The sequence below is a fragment of the Faecalibacterium sp. IP-1-18 genome (genome assembly GCF_023347355.1).
Taxonomy (GTDB): domain Bacteria; phylum Bacillota; class Clostridia; order Oscillospirales; family Ruminococcaceae; genus Faecalibacterium; species Faecalibacterium prausnitzii.
Genome location: NZ_CP094472.1, coordinates 2,074,366 through 2,089,201, shown reverse-complemented (window position 1 = coordinate 2,089,201; position 14,836 = coordinate 2,074,366). Strand labels below are relative to the sequence as shown.

The following is a 14,836-nucleotide window of genomic DNA, read 5'->3' as shown; positions in this document are numbered from 1 at the left end:
ATAAGCCCTCCGGGGGCATTTTTGCTTTTCACTATCTTTTCCGCAAGGGAAAACCATGGTATACTGAACGCAACGAATCCAAAGTAATAAACCGGGAGGTACCGTTATGAAGTGGGGAATTTTAGCGACCGGCACCATTGCCAAAAAGTTTGCGTCTACGGTGGAACAGATGGGCGCAGAAGGAGAGCAGCTTGTTGCCGTGGGGTCACGGCACATGGAAAGCGCACAGGCGTTTGCGCAGCAGTACGGCATTCCCCGCTGCTATGACTCCTACGAAGCCCTTGCCGCCGACCCGGAGGTGGAGGCTATCTACGTTGCCACCCCCAACACCCTGCATTACGAAAACTGCAAGCTCTGTCTGGAGCAGGGCAAGCACGTTTTGTGCGAAAAGCCCTTTACCATCAGCCCGGAGCAGGCGCAGCAGCTGTACCGTCTGGCAGAGGAAAAGCACCTCTTTCTCATGGAGGCGTTCTGGATTTGGCTGCTGCCGCTGTACGACCGCCTGCGCGAGATCCTTGCGGCTGGCACCATCGGGGAACTGAAGCAGATCACCTGTCAGTACGGCTTTGTTGCCTCCGGTGCCCGGAAGGACCGCAAGTTTGATTCCGGTCTGGGCGGCGGTGCGCTGCTGGATATCGGTATCTACAATCTGGGCTTTCTGCGCATTCTCACCGGGCAGGACCCGGAGAAGGTGGAAACCAAAGAGGTGCACATCAACGAGTACGGCACCGACGATTACAGCCGCCTTGCGCTGACCTACCCCGGCGGCTGCAAGGCGGAGTCGGTCCAGACCATCGGGCAGGAGCTGGAGCGCAATGCCCGCATCCTTGGCACCAAGGGCAGTATTTTCCTGCCGGATTTCCAGCACGCCGAGACCATGACGCTGGAAGTGGAGGGCAAAGAGCCGGAGGTCATCCGCTGCCCGGTGGATATCAACGGCTTTGAGTATGAGATCCGGGAAGCAAGCCGCTGCGTGAAGCAGGGGCGTACCGGCAGCGACCGCTACACCCCGCAGGACAGCCTTGCCCTGACCCGTCTGATGTATGATATCCGCATGAGCTGGGGCATGAAGTTTGCGGGCGAGGTGTAAGAACACACCTTGCACAGGGGGCTTTTTGTGTGCGGAAACCATGGGACACTAAGAACGACAACTTGGAATTTAATGGAGGGATGTTTCTATGAAATCTTTTGTTTGCAGTTTGTGTCACAATGGCATAGTTGGAGGAGGTCTGTACCTCGATAGTCAGTCGCTTACTTACAAGACAAACAAGCTTACAGTTGGCAAAAAATACAGAAATTTAGTTTTGCCGATGCAGGAAATAAAAGAAATCTCTTGGAAGTGGATAGTCTTTCCAATTGCAACAGTTAATATGAAAAATGGAGAACTATATAAATTCATTATTTTCAATAAATCACGCTTTGCAAAATGGTTTCAAGAGTATTCTCGATAAATACAAAGTGTCAAATTCAAGTTTGTATAACTAAAATCTCAACTTTCCTTATTTTATGCGACTTGGCGGTATGCCTTGCCACTCTATATGTATCCTTTTCCCTTGTTTTTGCCCTTATGAGGTATCTACAAGGGAAAGTTTTTCTTATTCGATTTTATTCTCCAACCACCTTATCAAGTAGTCGGGCTGAGTTTCGCTTACCTTCTCGGTTAGCGTGTGCATAGACATTCATAGTGGTACTTACATCCGAGTGTCCAAGTAATTCCTGTACATCCTTTGGTGCTGCTCCATTTGAGAGCAGGTTTGTGGTATAAGTGTGTCGCAGGGTGTGGAAGTGGAAATTATCATCAAGCTCCGACAATCGTTTCCTTGCTGTCCTTAAAGCTGTCTCAACCGTTGCAGGGGCTTCGTATGCTCCGTCCGGTCTGATACATACAAGGTTAATCTCGTTGTAATCAAGCGGAATGTCCTCTGTGCCATCCAAATGATAAAGCTCATAGTAGATACGATTCTTTTCCTTAACTTCCCTGTAGTAGTTCCTCTGATAGAGTTCTCCGTAACTGAATACCTGCTTTCTCTGTTCCTTTTTCGCTTTCTTTAAGATGTCAGCGAGCGTATCACAGAAATCCACGATACGGACTTTCTTTCGCTTTGTCGGACCAATCTCGGTCTTGTGCCTTGCTCCGTTGTAACGGACACTTCTTCGTACTGTCAGATACTGTTCCTCAAAGTTAATGTCACTCCAAGACAGTCCGCATACCTCTCCAAGTCTAAGACCTGTGTAGTACGCTATCTGTACCGGCAGGACAGCAGGCTTGTTTCTTTCTTCCAGATACTCCATAAGCGTTTGATACTGCTCTGGTGTAATCGGGTTGATAACCTCTGCATCCTCATCATTATCAGAAAACAAATCCACATCTTCCTCGGCTTTCCTACGCATTACCACATACTGCATTGGATTGAATGTGATGTACTGCTTTGGAAAGACTGCAAATCGGAAGGACTGTTGCAGGACTGCGTGGAAAGAACGGATATAGTCGATGGTGTAACCCTTTGACTTAAAATTTCCTTCCTCACCGCCAAATGCAAGTAAATCCATAAACTTCTGCAAATGCTCCGAAGTGACTGTCTTTAGTTTTCTGTTTCCGATTGGGTGTTGTTTAATCCTGTTTACTGCCTGTAAATAGTTACCGACTGTACCGTTGCTAAGTGAACCCGTTTTCAAATCTTCCTCTGCCCATACATCTAGCATCTGTCCGAGTGTGAGGTTGTCCGCTTTGGCTAGAAATTTCTTTGCGTCATAATCCTCCATAGCCTTGCGTAACATTTTCTCTGTCTCTGATTTGCTCTCCGTACCTGCAAATTCTTTCTGAACCAAGTTACCACTTGCATCCTCCACATAAAAGCGGTAGTACCATTTCTTGCCTTTCTTCCTTACAGAACCTTTTGCCATAATCGTTTCTCCTTTCGATATCGGCAATCGGAACTGGTGAAATGCTTCTTGCGTGTAAGTATATCATAGCTCCGTCTGCCTATCTATACCGAATCGGGATCTTTTTCTGATAAAAGATTGGCTAGTCGATTTTTCGCTGTCTCAGGATTCTTAGAATACAGTCTTACAATATCGCCCATATCGTTCAATGCGTTGACGGTGTGGGTGATTTCTCTAAGGAACATAATCTCATTGTATTCCTTATTGGATTCAAACCCCATTGTCTGGGCGAGCATTTTGTTATCTGTATTTCCTTTGAAATTCTTACAAGCGAACTGGAACGAATCCACGAACAGCTCGTATTCCCGTAACATCAGTAGTAGCAGGTCTTTGGAAAAATCACTTTCGGACTGTTCCATATCATAAGGGAGCTTATTCAGAATGGAAGTCATCACATCACGAATCTGTAATTCTCTTTTATCCGTAATGTCTGTTTCGTATTCGTCCGTCTCACCTTTCAGCCATTCCACAGATACATGAAGTGCATCTGCCAGACCTTCTAAGGTCATTTTCTTGGTGTTATCAATCGTTCCTGCTTCGTATCTCTGAATGGTTGAGGCTGTCACGCCCATTTTTTCAGCGACATAAGGCTGGTTCAATCCTAACTCCTGTCTACGGCTTTTTGCTCTGCTACCGATTGTCTTTCGCAATTCTTTATCTTTTAACATACTTGCGAACCTCCTTTTTCGGTATGTCATTACTATACCACATAACACGATATATTGCAATACGCAATTCTATAAAAGATGATAGAATTTCGTAAGGCTTGACATAGCGTTATAAAAGATATATACTTTAATCAGAATTGCGTAACGCAAGTTTTAAAAAAGGCTAATCCTTTCTTCAAAAAGGAACATCCTCTGATATACAAGACTTGTAATCCTACGCAGGAATGAGGTGATCGAATGACAGAATTAAAGTTTGCTCTCTCCATTGAAGAAGCTGCCGACTATACAGGTATCGGAAGAAACACTCTTAGAAATCTTGTGGAATGGGAAAAGCTGCCTATCCTTAGAGTGGGAAGAAAAATCTTAATCCGCAGGGAACGATTAGACGAGTTTCTGATTCTCAATGAGGGGAAGGATTTACGAGACAGACACGCAGTAAAAGCGGTCAAGGGAACAATGAAAAATGAATAAGGGACAGTCCTAAGACCATCCCTCTGGTATGTATCTGACTAAAAGCCATGATATACCTACACGCAAATAGATTATATCACGGACAAGTCCTCAGATACAACCAGAACTTTTGGAAAATGAGGACAAGATGGATGTGAATGGGTGCAATCGTCCACCCAGTTATAGCTTGTTGGTAGGACAAGTCCACCCAAGATGCAAAAGGTGTTATGAATAGTCCACCCAAGCCAGAAAATGAAGTGGGTGCAACCATCCACCCAAGTGAAGCCGACTGGTAGGACAAGTCCACCCAACTTACAAAAAGTGCTGTGAGAAGTCATACCAAGTGTAGCTATGAAAAAAGCTGTCCGACCTATGACAAAAAGTGTACGCTACTATGATTTTGAGTGTCCAATCTATGGGGTACATTTTCAAAGAGTTAATAGTAAAAAGCTCTATTAAAATCAAAATGTAATAAAACAATGCACTATTAAAAATGAAATTTAATAGGAACTTTTACTACCACTTCCTTGCCAGACACAGTTTAAAAGTAAGCGAAGTAACACAATGCTATTGTCAGGGCAAAAATGCTAACGAATCGTGCTATTGTTTTTTCGATTTTAATAGCAGACTTCTACTGTTTCTACGGTTTTTGCTAAAAAGTCTGAATAATAGAACAATGCTATTGTTAAGGCAAAAGTGCTAACGGATTCGTCTATTGTTTCGCTGATTTTCATAGCAATCTTCTAGCATTTCTGTTAAGAAAAGGGAGTGCCGGATACGGCACATAAAAAGTGTGCCATTAAAGGCACAAAATTAGGTGCTGAGGGAACAGTTACAGCTAAAAGTGAACTTCATAAGCAAGCCCTCGGCGTTTGAGAGCGAAATACACCCATCGCACAAAACTTCGTTTTGTACTCTGTGTATTTCGCTCTGCGAGGCTTAGCCGCCACAAGGCGGATGTGTTCGCAAGACGAGTGCCTATGCACTCGCTCACAGGGAAAGTTTACTACTCACATCTCATCTATCTTATCTGTCCTCTTTTCCAAAATCAAAACTGGGAAAGGAGGAAATCGCTATGCCAAGAAATTCATTTGTGCAGATGTCAAAGCTCCATAATGTTCGTGGAAGAATCTATTATATCTCCAGTGACAAAAAACAGGAAAATCTCTATGCGGTATATGAAACCACAGACCGAAAATTTTGGACAGAACTTGCCAAGTGCAATCAGGCAGAATTTAAGAAAAGCGGTACAGAGGGAAAATGTATCGAAGCAAGAGAATTTATCATTGCCCTGCCGGAATCCTTTGTGGATTATCCGCCAGACGGACTATTAAAATATATGACGGATAAATTCAAAAGTCGGTATGGTGTTGATTGTATTGCAGCACTCCATCATAACAAACGAAAGACGAATTATCATATCCATCTTATCTTTGCAGAACGAAATTATCTTGACGAACCGATAGAAAAGATTGCCACCAGAAATATGTTCTATGATGAGAAAGGTAATCATGTTCGTACCAAGAAAGAAATCCTAGACGAGAATGGAACTATCCGTAAAAGGTGTAAGGTGATCAAGAAAGGTGAGGTCTACGAAAGACAGATGTTTACCATCAAGGACGCTCGCTTTAAGCAGGAACATTTCTTAGATGAGGTCAAGGTATTTTATACCGATGTCATCAACGGACTTGTCAAAGATGAGAAAGAAAAGCTGTCTGCATTCAAGCGTGGGGATGTCTATCTTGCCACTAAGAAAATCGGTAAGAACAATCCAAAGGCAGATAAGATTACACTCAATAATAAGGTCATACAGGACTGGAATCGTACTGTGGATCACGCTTTGGTATCGGGGATGGAGCGAAAGGAAATCTTAAAGGTAAAGCAGGAACAGATTTCAACTCCGATTAAGGAATCCATTCACAAGTATGGCAATCATCCGGAGCTTTTGTTTATGATTATCTTTCGGGCAATCGAGCTGTTAAAAGAACTCATAAAGTTGCTGATACAGAAACAGGAACAACAGAAAGCCAGAATCTCCGACCTTATGGAGCGAAGAAATGAAAAACAAGAGAAACAACCAGCTCCATCCGTTACACAGACAGACAATCAGACAATTCCTGCTGTGACCCAACCATTCAAAGCACCTGCTACTACTACCGCAGAAAAGACCGTTATTCCGCCAAGACCAAGAATGTCTGAGCTGGCACACGATTATGAGATGCGACTTGAAGAGATTATGGAGAAACTTAAACGACAAAACAGAGCCATTCATACGCAGGAAGTGAAAAAAGACCTTATTGACGAGGATTTGAAGAACTGTACAGGATTATTCCAAGGAAAGAAACGAAAGGAATTGCAGGCACAGTCTAACAAATACGCAGAAACGATTAAGATTATGAAGCAGGGATTATCCCATATCGTGCAGGATTACAAATATCCAACGGTAGATGCGTTCCTGCAAGTCTATAAACAAGGCAAGTCCGAGTATGAATCCTATGTCAAAGCAAACAAGGAATGGAACTCCAAGTATGGAGAAAACTCAATCCATCGAAAGCTGGCAGAAAAACAGGCAGAAGTTCAGAAACGGGAACAGGACAGAGATTTTAACTATCGTTCGCCATCAGACAGAGGAGCTAGATAATCTAATTAAATTCAAAAAAGATAAAGACCATCAAATTCTTTATCTTTTTTGAATATTTATGAAAAGTCATCCTGCTATTTAAAGTGTCTCATTAGATTTTTAATTGTTTCGACTATCATAAGAATGATTACGCAGAAAAAGGAATAAAACAATGTGGTATTCATCTTCGTGTTTCCAATTTTATAAAACAGCAGAAATCCAATGCTAACAATTATCACAGAAATAAGTTTATGTATCCATTTTTGTTTGGTGGTTAAACATATTTTATGGTTACTTATAGGTGCAAATAATATACACATAAGGACAAGTATCAAATATCCTAGTACAGTTGGCTTTAAATAGATTATAGCCCACTTATCAAGACAACCGAGAAAAAAGCTGCCTAAGATACATGTTAACTGCGTTGGAGCATGGGCACCTCCGGTATAATGTCGTAACAATGAAAAGGTAATTACCCAAATTAGGGTATAGCCGAGTGTATGTGATAAAACTCCCCATACGAACAATAACACTATGGTTATAAAAGTATTCAAAAAACATTCTAAGCCATATATGTATATTTCTAATTGATCCGCAGAAACATCCTCCCCGGATAGTTCTGCTAACTTATTAGCAATAGATGTAGCCCACTTCGTAATCATTCAAAATCCCCGCTTGTATCAAATCTTGTTGTATATTTGGCAAAAGCACTTATCACGTCTTTGGAATAAGAACGTGCGATTTGTGTAGTTAGATGATTTGACAATTCAATCGTTCCTGATGTAATACGATAGATATGTGCCATATTTACAATATAAGAACGATGGGTTCGGATAAATTCACTTGGCAAATGGACAATAATCTTATTTAGGGTAGACATTTGTTCATAGCATTTGCCGTCTACGGTCAATATATCCACATAATGTAATCTGCTCGAAAATGTCAATATATCTGCATAGGGAATACTTACAATTTCCTGCTTGTTTCGGTATATGTAGGTATTATTAGATAACTCCTTCGCGATTTCATCCAAACACAGAAAAAGAGTATTTTCCTTGACGGGTTTTAGCAAGTAGTTTAAAGCTCTGACTTCATATCCTCGGAATACATATTCTCTAAAAGCTGTTAAAAATACAATAATACCTTGATAACCAGATTCACGAAGGCGTTTAGCAACCTCAATTCCATTCATTTGCCCCATTTGTATGTCAAGGAAAAATGCTGAAGCCTGTATAGTTGTGCCTTCAGAATTTTTTGAAAAATATTCTTCGCCCGATTCGTATTCGTCAATTTCAATATCCCAATCATATTGCTGCCCGTATTTTCTTATTCCATTTTTCAGCCGTTCTGATTCGATCACAGAATCTTCAAGTATGGTTATTTTCATTTTCATAGTAGTTTGTTATTCTCCTTATCCGGTATCATAATATGTACGGAAAAAATTTTGTTATCAGATGTAATCTGCAATACGCCATCTGCCTTTTCTACAAGCTCTTTTACTCGTCTTATCCCAAGTCCATGTTCTTTTCCTTGTTTAACACTCAAAATGTCTCCATCAATGCTACCTTTTATCACACCATCATAATTATTTTCAATGTGAATCAGTATCATATTCTGGTAAGGTTTAATATAAAAATAAATGTATGGATGCTCGGTTGGATCAGAGATTATAAGTCTTTCTCCTGCTTCAATGGAATTATTCCATATATTTCCAAGTATGGATGAAAGCTCAACAGAATCAAGCGGAAAATTTTCAGGAGCCATAATAGAATATTCTGTCTTAATTCCGTGTTTTTCAGCATAATCAAGTTTTGCGGTAAGTATGCAGTCAATAGCAATATTTCCCGTTGCTATGGCACTTTGCGTAGTTGCAAGAGTGTTATGGTATTGCTCTGTATATGCTATAAGTTCATCCCATTTCTTGTCTTTTGCTAATACGTTGATTGCATCCACATAAATCTGCATATCATGTTTCATTTTTCGTAATCGTTCAGTTGTCTCAGATAAGCTATTGAACTCAGTCCTTTCCAGCTCATAAATCTTTTGTTCTTCCAGTAATCGTATGTTTTCTTCTTTTGAATAACCTAGCTGGTATATGTATAGCATCAATACTAAAAATAAAATAATAAAAAACAAGTCAACCAATGATAGCCTAGCTGAAAAGGATGAATCACCAAATTTATCAACAGATTCCAAAGTCAGCCTTAATATGTAGTGCCCGATTGCAAGTCCAGAAATTGCGATGAAAATATATGCAACTTTTTGGAACGGTGAAAGAGATATGTCTTTGTTTCCAATAGAATGAAATAACAAGACAAAAACAGCTATCATTGCCAAATATAACATGGTATATGGCTTCCGTAATGTTCCACCTAATAATAGCTCCAGAGACGCTCCTTTATAAAGAGTAACGGGAATAAAGAACGAAATCTGTTCTGCAACTAAGCAAATGATGGAATACGAAAAGCCCCAAAAGATACGGCGAATTATACTATCACGATAGAACAATACTGCATATCCAATGTCCAAAACACAAGATGACATCAAAGTGCTGTAGGATGATATTCCCATTTTATTCAGCGTGCATAACACAGCAAACTGAAATGATACGAAAAGAAACATCAAAACTGCTTGATGTTTATAATTTGCTCGAATACGCAATTTTTTATGGATAAATATTATAAACAATGCCAGTTCTAAGAAATTAACAATATATTCCCATATTGAGTCAATATATAGCATAGCTACCACTTCCTTTAATCATTCTCCGTCATATTTTATCATCAATAAAGTAGGTACACAACATAATATGCTACCGTTTGTGCATAGTGAGCTACCATTCATGCATAGAGGTATTGAAAAGTATAAAGATTTTGTTATATTCAAGGTATACTACTACATCTTAAGTATTCTGAGAATCTATAATATGGAGTGGAGATGATAAGATGTCGTACTTTAGGAATATTAACAGGATATATAATGTGTACTAGTATGTGTTGCGTTTCAATTTTCATAAAGATAACCTTTAAGAATAATTGAAGATAACCGTTGTTACATGATTGAAAAGGAGTGAAGGAGTATGCATTTTAAAAAATCTGTTTTAAAAAATCATTTATTGTATAGCATTATAACTTTAATGGCTATAGCAATGCTATTTCCTATTACGGCATTTGCACAAGCTTATGTACAAACATGGGATCTTGTTGATTCTGGCAAACATCTAGACTATGACGGAAACAGCACTTACATGAGTTATATTAACACTGGGGCTGCCACATGGAATGCATATAAATCTGGAGTAATCAGAAAAGACAGTGCTTTTGTTGTAGAAGATGTATACGTAAGCGATGTCAATGCTTCGAATGGATGGGCAGGCATGACATATTCTAGTGGTAAAATTGAACTCAATACCTATTATATGAGCGGTTATAGTAATAGTAAAAAACAGAATGTAGCGACACATGAATTGGGACATGCATTAGGGTTGGATCACAGTACTTCAACAGATGTTATGGATGCAGCAATTACGGGACATACTAGTACGCAGGCATTATCTCAAAATGATAAAGATTCATATGATGCCGCATATAATAATTATTAGGGGAGGGAGAACGCTATGAAAAAATCAAGTATCTATGGTATTTTGTCTATTGTTCTTATCGTAGGAATGTTTTTTACAGGATGTGCATCCAAAAATAATGCAAGTCAACTGAATACAAATGTATCTAACTTGCCAATCCACCAGATGCACGCATCTTTTGTATATGATACTGATAACATTCGCGAAGCTGTTGGTATCTGTGATTACGTATTTGTAGCAAAGGTTGTCAGTTGCGATGGAACCGAGTATCGAAATGTTATAACGACTGAAGATGAAAAAGGAAATCCTAAGGAGGTCGGTTCGCCTTACACTAATTATACTATTCAGGTTCTCGAAAATATAAAAGGTGAACTTATTACAGATAAACCTATTCCTATTGTTAAACAAGGCGGAATTTCAGAAAAACAAGATGCTATTTATCTGTTTGAGAATGATTCACTGCCTTCCGAAAATTCCATTTATATCTTTTTGGCATATGCACAAGAGGATGGTTCGTTACTAATTTCTGGTCCAAATTCAAATGTAATGTGTAACGATTCGAATATGTATTCTATTAATTCTGTCTCAGAGGAAAAATCAGTTACAGAATACGATGAGTTTATTACATATAAAGATGCTAATGATAATGAGATTATTCCAGTTGATCGAGAGCGTTATAAATCTATATATGAGACTGACAATAATTAATCATTATTTCTGAAATATATAGATTAAAGATGGCAGGTAGGTGCTTAACCTATCTGCCATCTTTTCGGTTTTATACCTATATGTAGAACAGTTCGTGCATGTTGGGCTACCATTCGTGCATAGAGGGATTGAAAAAAATTAAATACTCTGTTATATTAAGCACATACCATGGTAAACAAATAAAGTTGTCTGTAATTGTCAGACAATTAAGGAGGGGGGGGTGAAAACGATGGACAATAAGCAAGTAAACAAGGCACCCCAGAAAAGTGCCCGTCTCGTACTTCAGGCAGTGACTGCTATTGCTCGAAGTAATGCAAATTCATTGTGCCGTGGTTTGTTGTATGAACCAAAAGTACCAACGCAGTTAAAAAAATAAGATTGGGAGGAATTGACTATGATGTTAAAAAGTTTAAAACAGAAGATTGCAAAAGTAGGTATTGGTTTGTTTTGTGCAGGATGTGTATTTCTTTCTTCAGCAGCATATTCTCAGGCGGCATCTTACACCGCTTATGCACTTAAACTGAATAAGACTAATAACTTTACCTCTATGCATGCAAAAACAACATCCGATGATTACATCACAAATGAGGTAACAGCAATTACCAATACCTCTTACGCAAATTTCTGGGCTGTCAATAACAGCAAGAGTAAAATATCTAATAAGTATAAGCAGGGTGTTGGAACAGGATCTTGTAATTTAATCTTTACCAAGAGCGGTTATAATTCTACTAACACACAGGTCGGTATGGGAATGGAAAATTATCAATCTCAATTATCAACTGCATTTGTAAGTGGAAATGTAGATTTTAGATAACAGAAGGGATGGGCATAAACCTCTTCGTGGGTTTATGCCCTTTTGGTAAAGATTATGAAAAAAATGGTTCTTATAGAAATCAAACATTGTATTGATCGTGCAGAATATAAAGTTGTTTTTATTGCTCTAATGATTTTAAATATTGCTTCGTATATTTTATGTGTAAAAAATGATATAGGAAAAAGTTATCAATTTATTCGTTCAGCAAATGAAAATTTCGTATTACAGGGCACTGAAGCGGCATATATTCCATATATAATGTATCTGTTATTGCCTGTTTATGCAACAATTATTGCATCACTTTCCTTAATAAGAGAAGAAAAAAGCAATAGTTCAATCCTACTTATTCAAAGAATCGGGAAAAAGAAATATTTAGCAGGAAAATTATTTGGCATTCTGATTGTAACCTTTTTGACAATAACAATACCAATGCTCATAAATTTATTATTATGCCACTTGACATATCCAATACATGGATATGACAGTGCTTGGGGAGAACCTGATTACGCTATAGGTTTGGTATCATATAACGCTGACAATTTTCTTGATATGGTGAGATTGCAACATCCAACTTTATATAATCTAATATACATTTTTAATTACGGAATTTTTGGCTCGGGATTAGCTATCTTAGCTTATGCTCTTTCATATTATAACAAAATGAAAGTTCTATATTTCGCAAAGATACCTGGTGCTTTGTTTATATTCTATATTGTTTTTAATTTGATTGTTTCTGTCTTTGGGCTAAATGAATTCTCTATACAAGGTTATATTATGCCTAATGTTCATGGAAATATAATAGGAGAAATTGTTCTGATATTGCTTATTTTTGGATTAAGTATTGGCATTATACAGAGAAAAATAAAAAATTATGAAGTTATATAAGAAAAAAATTTTGAATGTTAATGTTGGAAAATGCTTACTAGTATCACTTATAACATTTGTAATTAGATATTTTTATGCTAATGTGTACTTGGGGTTTCATAATAGTCTGGTTACAATAACAGAAGGAGTACGTTCACAAATATATTTTGGGGGAATACTAATAGATCATTCGTTTGACCTTATATCTTTATCATTTTTTGCGATTTTGTTTATCCTTGAGATTTGTTATCTTACAATGGACTTATTTAATGATGCAAATGATAACATGGTAATTCTACTTCCTCGTTATGGGAAAAAACACATAATTTATAAGGATATATTAATAAAAATGATATTACGTGACTGTATTGTAGTTGTTTCCGATTATTTGTTTTTTCTTTTTGTAGAGCATACCTCTAATGGCTTAGAAGATTTCAAAGTTATTTTTATGCTATTGATAGAGATTTTTCATTTGCAAATGATTAGTTATTTGTTTTCATTTTGGAAAGATTCAATTATAGGATACATCGTTGCATTTATTGTATTTTTTATTCCAGTAATGGTGTGTGGATTTTATTTTTCAATGGGAAATGTTATATGGAAAATTTGGCATTATTCCTTGCTACATATTCCTTTATTTAATTGGCATAACAAGCTTATTATATATTATGTCGAAGAAAATTACGAATGGACTACAAGCAATATAGATTTATTGAATTTTAAGTCAAGCTGTCTCATTTCAGTTATATCATCCGCTGTTTTGGTGTGGATAGGTAAATTTCTTTGCGAAAAAAAACAAATATTGTGAGGTGAATGATATCCATGAATTTATATGTAAAATCTATTTCAAAGTCAATTAAAGGTGAAAAAGTGCTTGATGATATCAGTTATACATTTGAATCTGGTAAAATATATGGAATATATGGTAAAAATGGTTCAGGTAAAACAATGCTACTCAGAGCCATTGCAGGTTTTATAAATACAGACAAAGGATACATAAAATATAATCACAAGGCATTACATAAAGATATGGATGTTTTACCAGATTTAGGAGCTGTTATTGAAAATATTTCTTTTTGGAGTATGTATTCAGGATTTGAAAATTTGAAAATGCTTTCCAATATAAAAGGAATTGTATCAGATGAAGAAATATATGAAATAATGATATACTTTGGTCTTGATCCCAAATCAAAGAAAAAAGTAAATAAATATTCATTAGGAATGCGTCAAAAACTAGCTCTTTGTCAAGCACTGATGGAACATCCAAAAATTTTGCTTTTGGATGAGCCAACTAACGCATTGGATCAGCATAGCATTGATTTATTTCGTGAACGTATATTGGAAGAAAAAAAGAATGATACCATTACTATACTGACAAGCCATAATAAAGAAGATATTGAAATATTAGCGGATGAGAAGATATGCATGGAATTTGGTAAAATTAAGGAGTTGATGTAATGAAGAAATTTGTATTAACTATCTGTGTTGTAATCATTTGTATGGTGACAGCCTTATTCTATGGAAAGACTGGGATAAAAACAACTACAGGGGTTCATGATCCTGATATTGCTTTATCAGAAAATACAGCTATGGAAATTTTCTATACAGGAGGGCAGAAAACTTCTTACTTTAACAATGAAAGTAATTACTCATTGGATGATATGGAAAAAGATTCTTCTTTAATAGCTCGTATAACTGTAACAAATTCTCGTGAAATGAGTTTACGATCAACAAAAACAATGGTAAAAATAGAGGAAATCTATAAGGATAATTCTGCTAATCTTTCAGTAGGTGACTGTATTTACATTATAGAACCTGTATCATTTGTTAGAGGTGAAGAATTTTACACTAACGGATGGCAATATCTGAAGACCGAAGATACTTATTTAATATTTTTAAAAAATCTAGGATGTATTGATGGGTATAAATACACCAAAGAGGAAGAAAATTCATTTATGCCTGTATCGGAAATATATTCAAAGAGAAATCTAACTCATGATGAAAGTTGTGTGGTTTTTGATTCGGCGGAAACTCTCTATTCAAGTATATCTATGTTTGCATTTTTGACCTCAGAAAAAACTATAGTAGATAATTATGAGAAAATATGGAAAAACATTACAAATTCAGGTAAGTATGAATGATTTAATTATTTATGAATGAATCTCTCCTATTCTATTTCCTGTGAGAAG

General features: G+C 37.3%; 17 protein-coding genes. 12 read left to right on the top strand and 5 right to left on the bottom strand.

What is annotated here, in order from left to right; all coding sequences use genetic code 11:
* Positions 1–106: 106 nt before the first annotated feature.
* Positions 107–1,090 (top strand): Gfo/Idh/MocA family protein, encoded by a 984-nt coding sequence (locus MTP43_RS09835; RefSeq protein WP_015536968.1) that lies wholly within the window; start codon positions 107–109, stop codon positions 1,088–1,090.
* A gap of 88 nt (positions 1,091–1,178) precedes the next feature.
* Positions 1,179–1,451, top strand: coding sequence for a hypothetical protein (locus MTP43_RS09830; RefSeq protein ID WP_044960098.1), 273 nt, complete (start codon positions 1,179–1,181; stop codon positions 1,449–1,451).
* Between the two features lie 154 nt (positions 1,452–1,605).
* On the opposite strand, the gene MTP43_RS09825 is transcribed toward MTP43_RS09830, so the two are convergent.
* Entirely contained in the window at positions 1,606–2,904 is a 1,299-nt protein-coding gene (locus MTP43_RS09825) for a tyrosine-type recombinase/integrase (RefSeq protein ID WP_055164152.1), read from the bottom strand.
* 83 nt (positions 2,905–2,987) lie between these two features.
* Positions 2,988–3,611 carry a helix-turn-helix domain-containing protein gene (locus MTP43_RS09820; protein ID WP_008396996.1) on the bottom strand — a complete coding sequence of 208 codons (624 nt, stop codon included), beginning with the start codon at positions 3,609–3,611 and terminating at the stop codon, positions 2,988–2,990.
* Positions 3,612–3,848: 237 nt separating this feature from the next.
* Between MTP43_RS09820 and MTP43_RS09815 the strand changes: the two genes are divergently transcribed.
* Both MTP43_RS09815 and MTP43_RS09810 read left to right on the top strand, forming a co-directional pair.
* Positions 3,849–4,082: a helix-turn-helix domain-containing protein gene (locus tag MTP43_RS09815; RefSeq protein ID WP_008396997.1), complete on the top strand. Its 234-nt coding sequence runs from the start codon at positions 3,849–3,851 to the stop codon at positions 4,080–4,082.
* 1,054 nt (positions 4,083–5,136) lie between these two features.
* On the top strand, positions 5,137–6,702 hold the full coding sequence (locus MTP43_RS09810; protein WP_015559481.1) for a MobA/MobL family: 1,566 nt from the start codon (positions 5,137–5,139) through the stop codon (positions 6,700–6,702).
* Positions 6,703–6,776: 74 nt separating this feature from the next.
* Here MTP43_RS09810 and MTP43_RS09805 read toward each other — a convergent pair whose 3' ends face one another.
* The 3 genes from MTP43_RS09805 to MTP43_RS09795 are packed head-to-tail and all read right to left on the bottom strand — an operon-like array spanning position 6,777 to position 9,423.
* A complete protein-coding gene (locus tag MTP43_RS09805; protein ID WP_008397001.1) occupies positions 6,777–7,343 on the bottom strand; it encodes an accessory gene regulator B family protein in 567 nt (188 codons plus the stop codon).
* Positions 7,340–8,074 carry a LytR/AlgR family response regulator transcription factor gene (locus MTP43_RS09800; RefSeq protein WP_015559482.1) on the bottom strand — a complete coding sequence of 245 codons (735 nt, stop codon included), beginning with the start codon at positions 8,072–8,074 and terminating at the stop codon, positions 7,340–7,342. Before MTP43_RS09800 ends, MTP43_RS09805 begins: the two co-directional genes overlap by 4 nt.
* On the bottom strand, positions 8,071–9,423 hold the full coding sequence (locus tag MTP43_RS09795) for an ATP-binding protein (RefSeq protein WP_008397004.1): 1,353 nt from the start codon (positions 9,421–9,423) through the stop codon (positions 8,071–8,073). The genes MTP43_RS09800 and MTP43_RS09795 overlap by 4 nt, the downstream gene beginning before the upstream one ends.
* A 337-nt stretch (positions 9,424–9,760) precedes the next feature.
* On the opposite strand from MTP43_RS09795, the gene MTP43_RS09790 reads away from it, so the two are divergent.
* The 8 genes from MTP43_RS09790 (at position 9,761) to MTP43_RS09755 (ending at position 14,788) form a co-directional block, all read left to right on the top strand.
* Positions 9,761–10,282 carry a matrixin family metalloprotease gene (locus MTP43_RS09790; RefSeq protein WP_008397006.1) on the top strand — a complete coding sequence of 174 codons (522 nt, stop codon included), beginning with the start codon at positions 9,761–9,763 and terminating at the stop codon, positions 10,280–10,282.
* A 15-nt stretch (positions 10,283–10,297) separates the two neighbouring features.
* Complete coding sequence (locus MTP43_RS09785; protein WP_008397007.1) at positions 10,298–10,969, top strand: hypothetical protein; 672 nt, start codon at positions 10,298–10,300, stop codon at positions 10,967–10,969.
* Between the two features lie 229 nt (positions 10,970–11,198).
* A complete protein-coding gene (locus MTP43_RS09780) occupies positions 11,199–11,345 on the top strand; it encodes a cyclic lactone autoinducer peptide (RefSeq protein ID WP_015568874.1) in 147 nt (48 codons plus the stop codon).
* Positions 11,346–11,363: 18 nt separating this feature from the next.
* Entirely contained in the window at positions 11,364–11,783 is a 420-nt protein-coding gene (locus tag MTP43_RS09775; protein WP_008397010.1) for a hypothetical protein, read from the top strand.
* 54 nt (positions 11,784–11,837) lie between these two features.
* Complete coding sequence (locus MTP43_RS09770) at positions 11,838–12,668, top strand: ABC transporter permease subunit (RefSeq protein ID WP_008397012.1); 831 nt, start codon at positions 11,838–11,840, stop codon at positions 12,666–12,668.
* The gene (locus MTP43_RS09765; protein ID WP_008397014.1) at positions 12,655–13,455 is read left to right on the top strand and encodes a hypothetical protein; all 801 of its coding nucleotides are present in this window, start codon (positions 12,655–12,657) and stop codon (positions 13,453–13,455) included. Before MTP43_RS09770 ends, MTP43_RS09765 begins: the two co-directional genes overlap by 14 nt.
* Positions 13,456–13,469: 14 nt before the next feature.
* A complete protein-coding gene (locus MTP43_RS09760) occupies positions 13,470–14,105 on the top strand; it encodes an ABC transporter ATP-binding protein (RefSeq protein WP_015559483.1) in 636 nt (211 codons plus the stop codon).
* The gene (locus tag MTP43_RS09755) at positions 14,105–14,788 is read left to right on the top strand and encodes a hypothetical protein (RefSeq protein ID WP_008397017.1); all 684 of its coding nucleotides are present in this window, start codon (positions 14,105–14,107) and stop codon (positions 14,786–14,788) included. The genes MTP43_RS09760 and MTP43_RS09755 overlap by 1 nt, the downstream gene beginning before the upstream one ends.
* Positions 14,789–14,836 lie beyond the last annotated feature (48 nt).

Coding starts and splice junctions, on each gene's coding strand:
- MTP43_RS09810 (WP_015559481.1), top strand. CDS start 5,137: ATGCCAAGAAATTCATTTGTGCAGATGTCAAAGCTCCATAATGTTCGT.
- MTP43_RS09780 (WP_015568874.1), top strand. CDS start 11,199: ATGGACAATAAGCAAGTAAACAAGGCACCCCAGAAAAGTGCCCGTCTC.
- MTP43_RS09760 (WP_015559483.1), top strand. CDS start 13,470: ATGAATTTATATGTAAAATCTATTTCAAAGTCAATTAAAGGTGAAAAA.
- MTP43_RS09835 (WP_015536968.1), top strand. CDS start 107: ATGAAGTGGGGAATTTTAGCGACCGGCACCATTGCCAAAAAGTTTGCG.
- MTP43_RS09815 (WP_008396997.1), top strand. CDS start 3,849: ATGACAGAATTAAAGTTTGCTCTCTCCATTGAAGAAGCTGCCGACTAT.
- MTP43_RS09785 (WP_008397007.1), top strand. CDS start 10,298: ATGAAAAAATCAAGTATCTATGGTATTTTGTCTATTGTTCTTATCGTA.
- MTP43_RS09795 (WP_008397004.1), bottom strand. CDS start 9,423: ATGCTATATATTGACTCAATATGGGAATATATTGTTAATTTCTTAGAA.
- MTP43_RS09770 (WP_008397012.1), top strand. CDS start 11,838: ATGAAAAAAATGGTTCTTATAGAAATCAAACATTGTATTGATCGTGCA.
- MTP43_RS09765 (WP_008397014.1), top strand. CDS start 12,655: ATGAAGTTATATAAGAAAAAAATTTTGAATGTTAATGTTGGAAAATGC.
- MTP43_RS09755 (WP_008397017.1), top strand. CDS start 14,105: ATGAAGAAATTTGTATTAACTATCTGTGTTGTAATCATTTGTATGGTG.
- MTP43_RS09800 (WP_015559482.1), bottom strand. CDS start 8,074: ATGAAAATGAAAATAACCATACTTGAAGATTCTGTGATCGAATCAGAA.
- MTP43_RS09775 (WP_008397010.1), top strand. CDS start 11,364: ATGATGTTAAAAAGTTTAAAACAGAAGATTGCAAAAGTAGGTATTGGT.
- MTP43_RS09820 (WP_008396996.1), bottom strand. CDS start 3,611: ATGTTAAAAGATAAAGAATTGCGAAAGACAATCGGTAGCAGAGCAAAA.
- MTP43_RS09830 (WP_044960098.1), top strand. CDS start 1,179: ATGAAATCTTTTGTTTGCAGTTTGTGTCACAATGGCATAGTTGGAGGA.
- MTP43_RS09790 (WP_008397006.1), top strand. CDS start 9,761: ATGCATTTTAAAAAATCTGTTTTAAAAAATCATTTATTGTATAGCATT.
- MTP43_RS09805 (WP_008397001.1), bottom strand. CDS start 7,343: ATGATTACGAAGTGGGCTACATCTATTGCTAATAAGTTAGCAGAACTA.
- MTP43_RS09825 (WP_055164152.1), bottom strand. CDS start 2,904: ATGGCAAAAGGTTCTGTAAGGAAGAAAGGCAAGAAATGGTACTACCGC.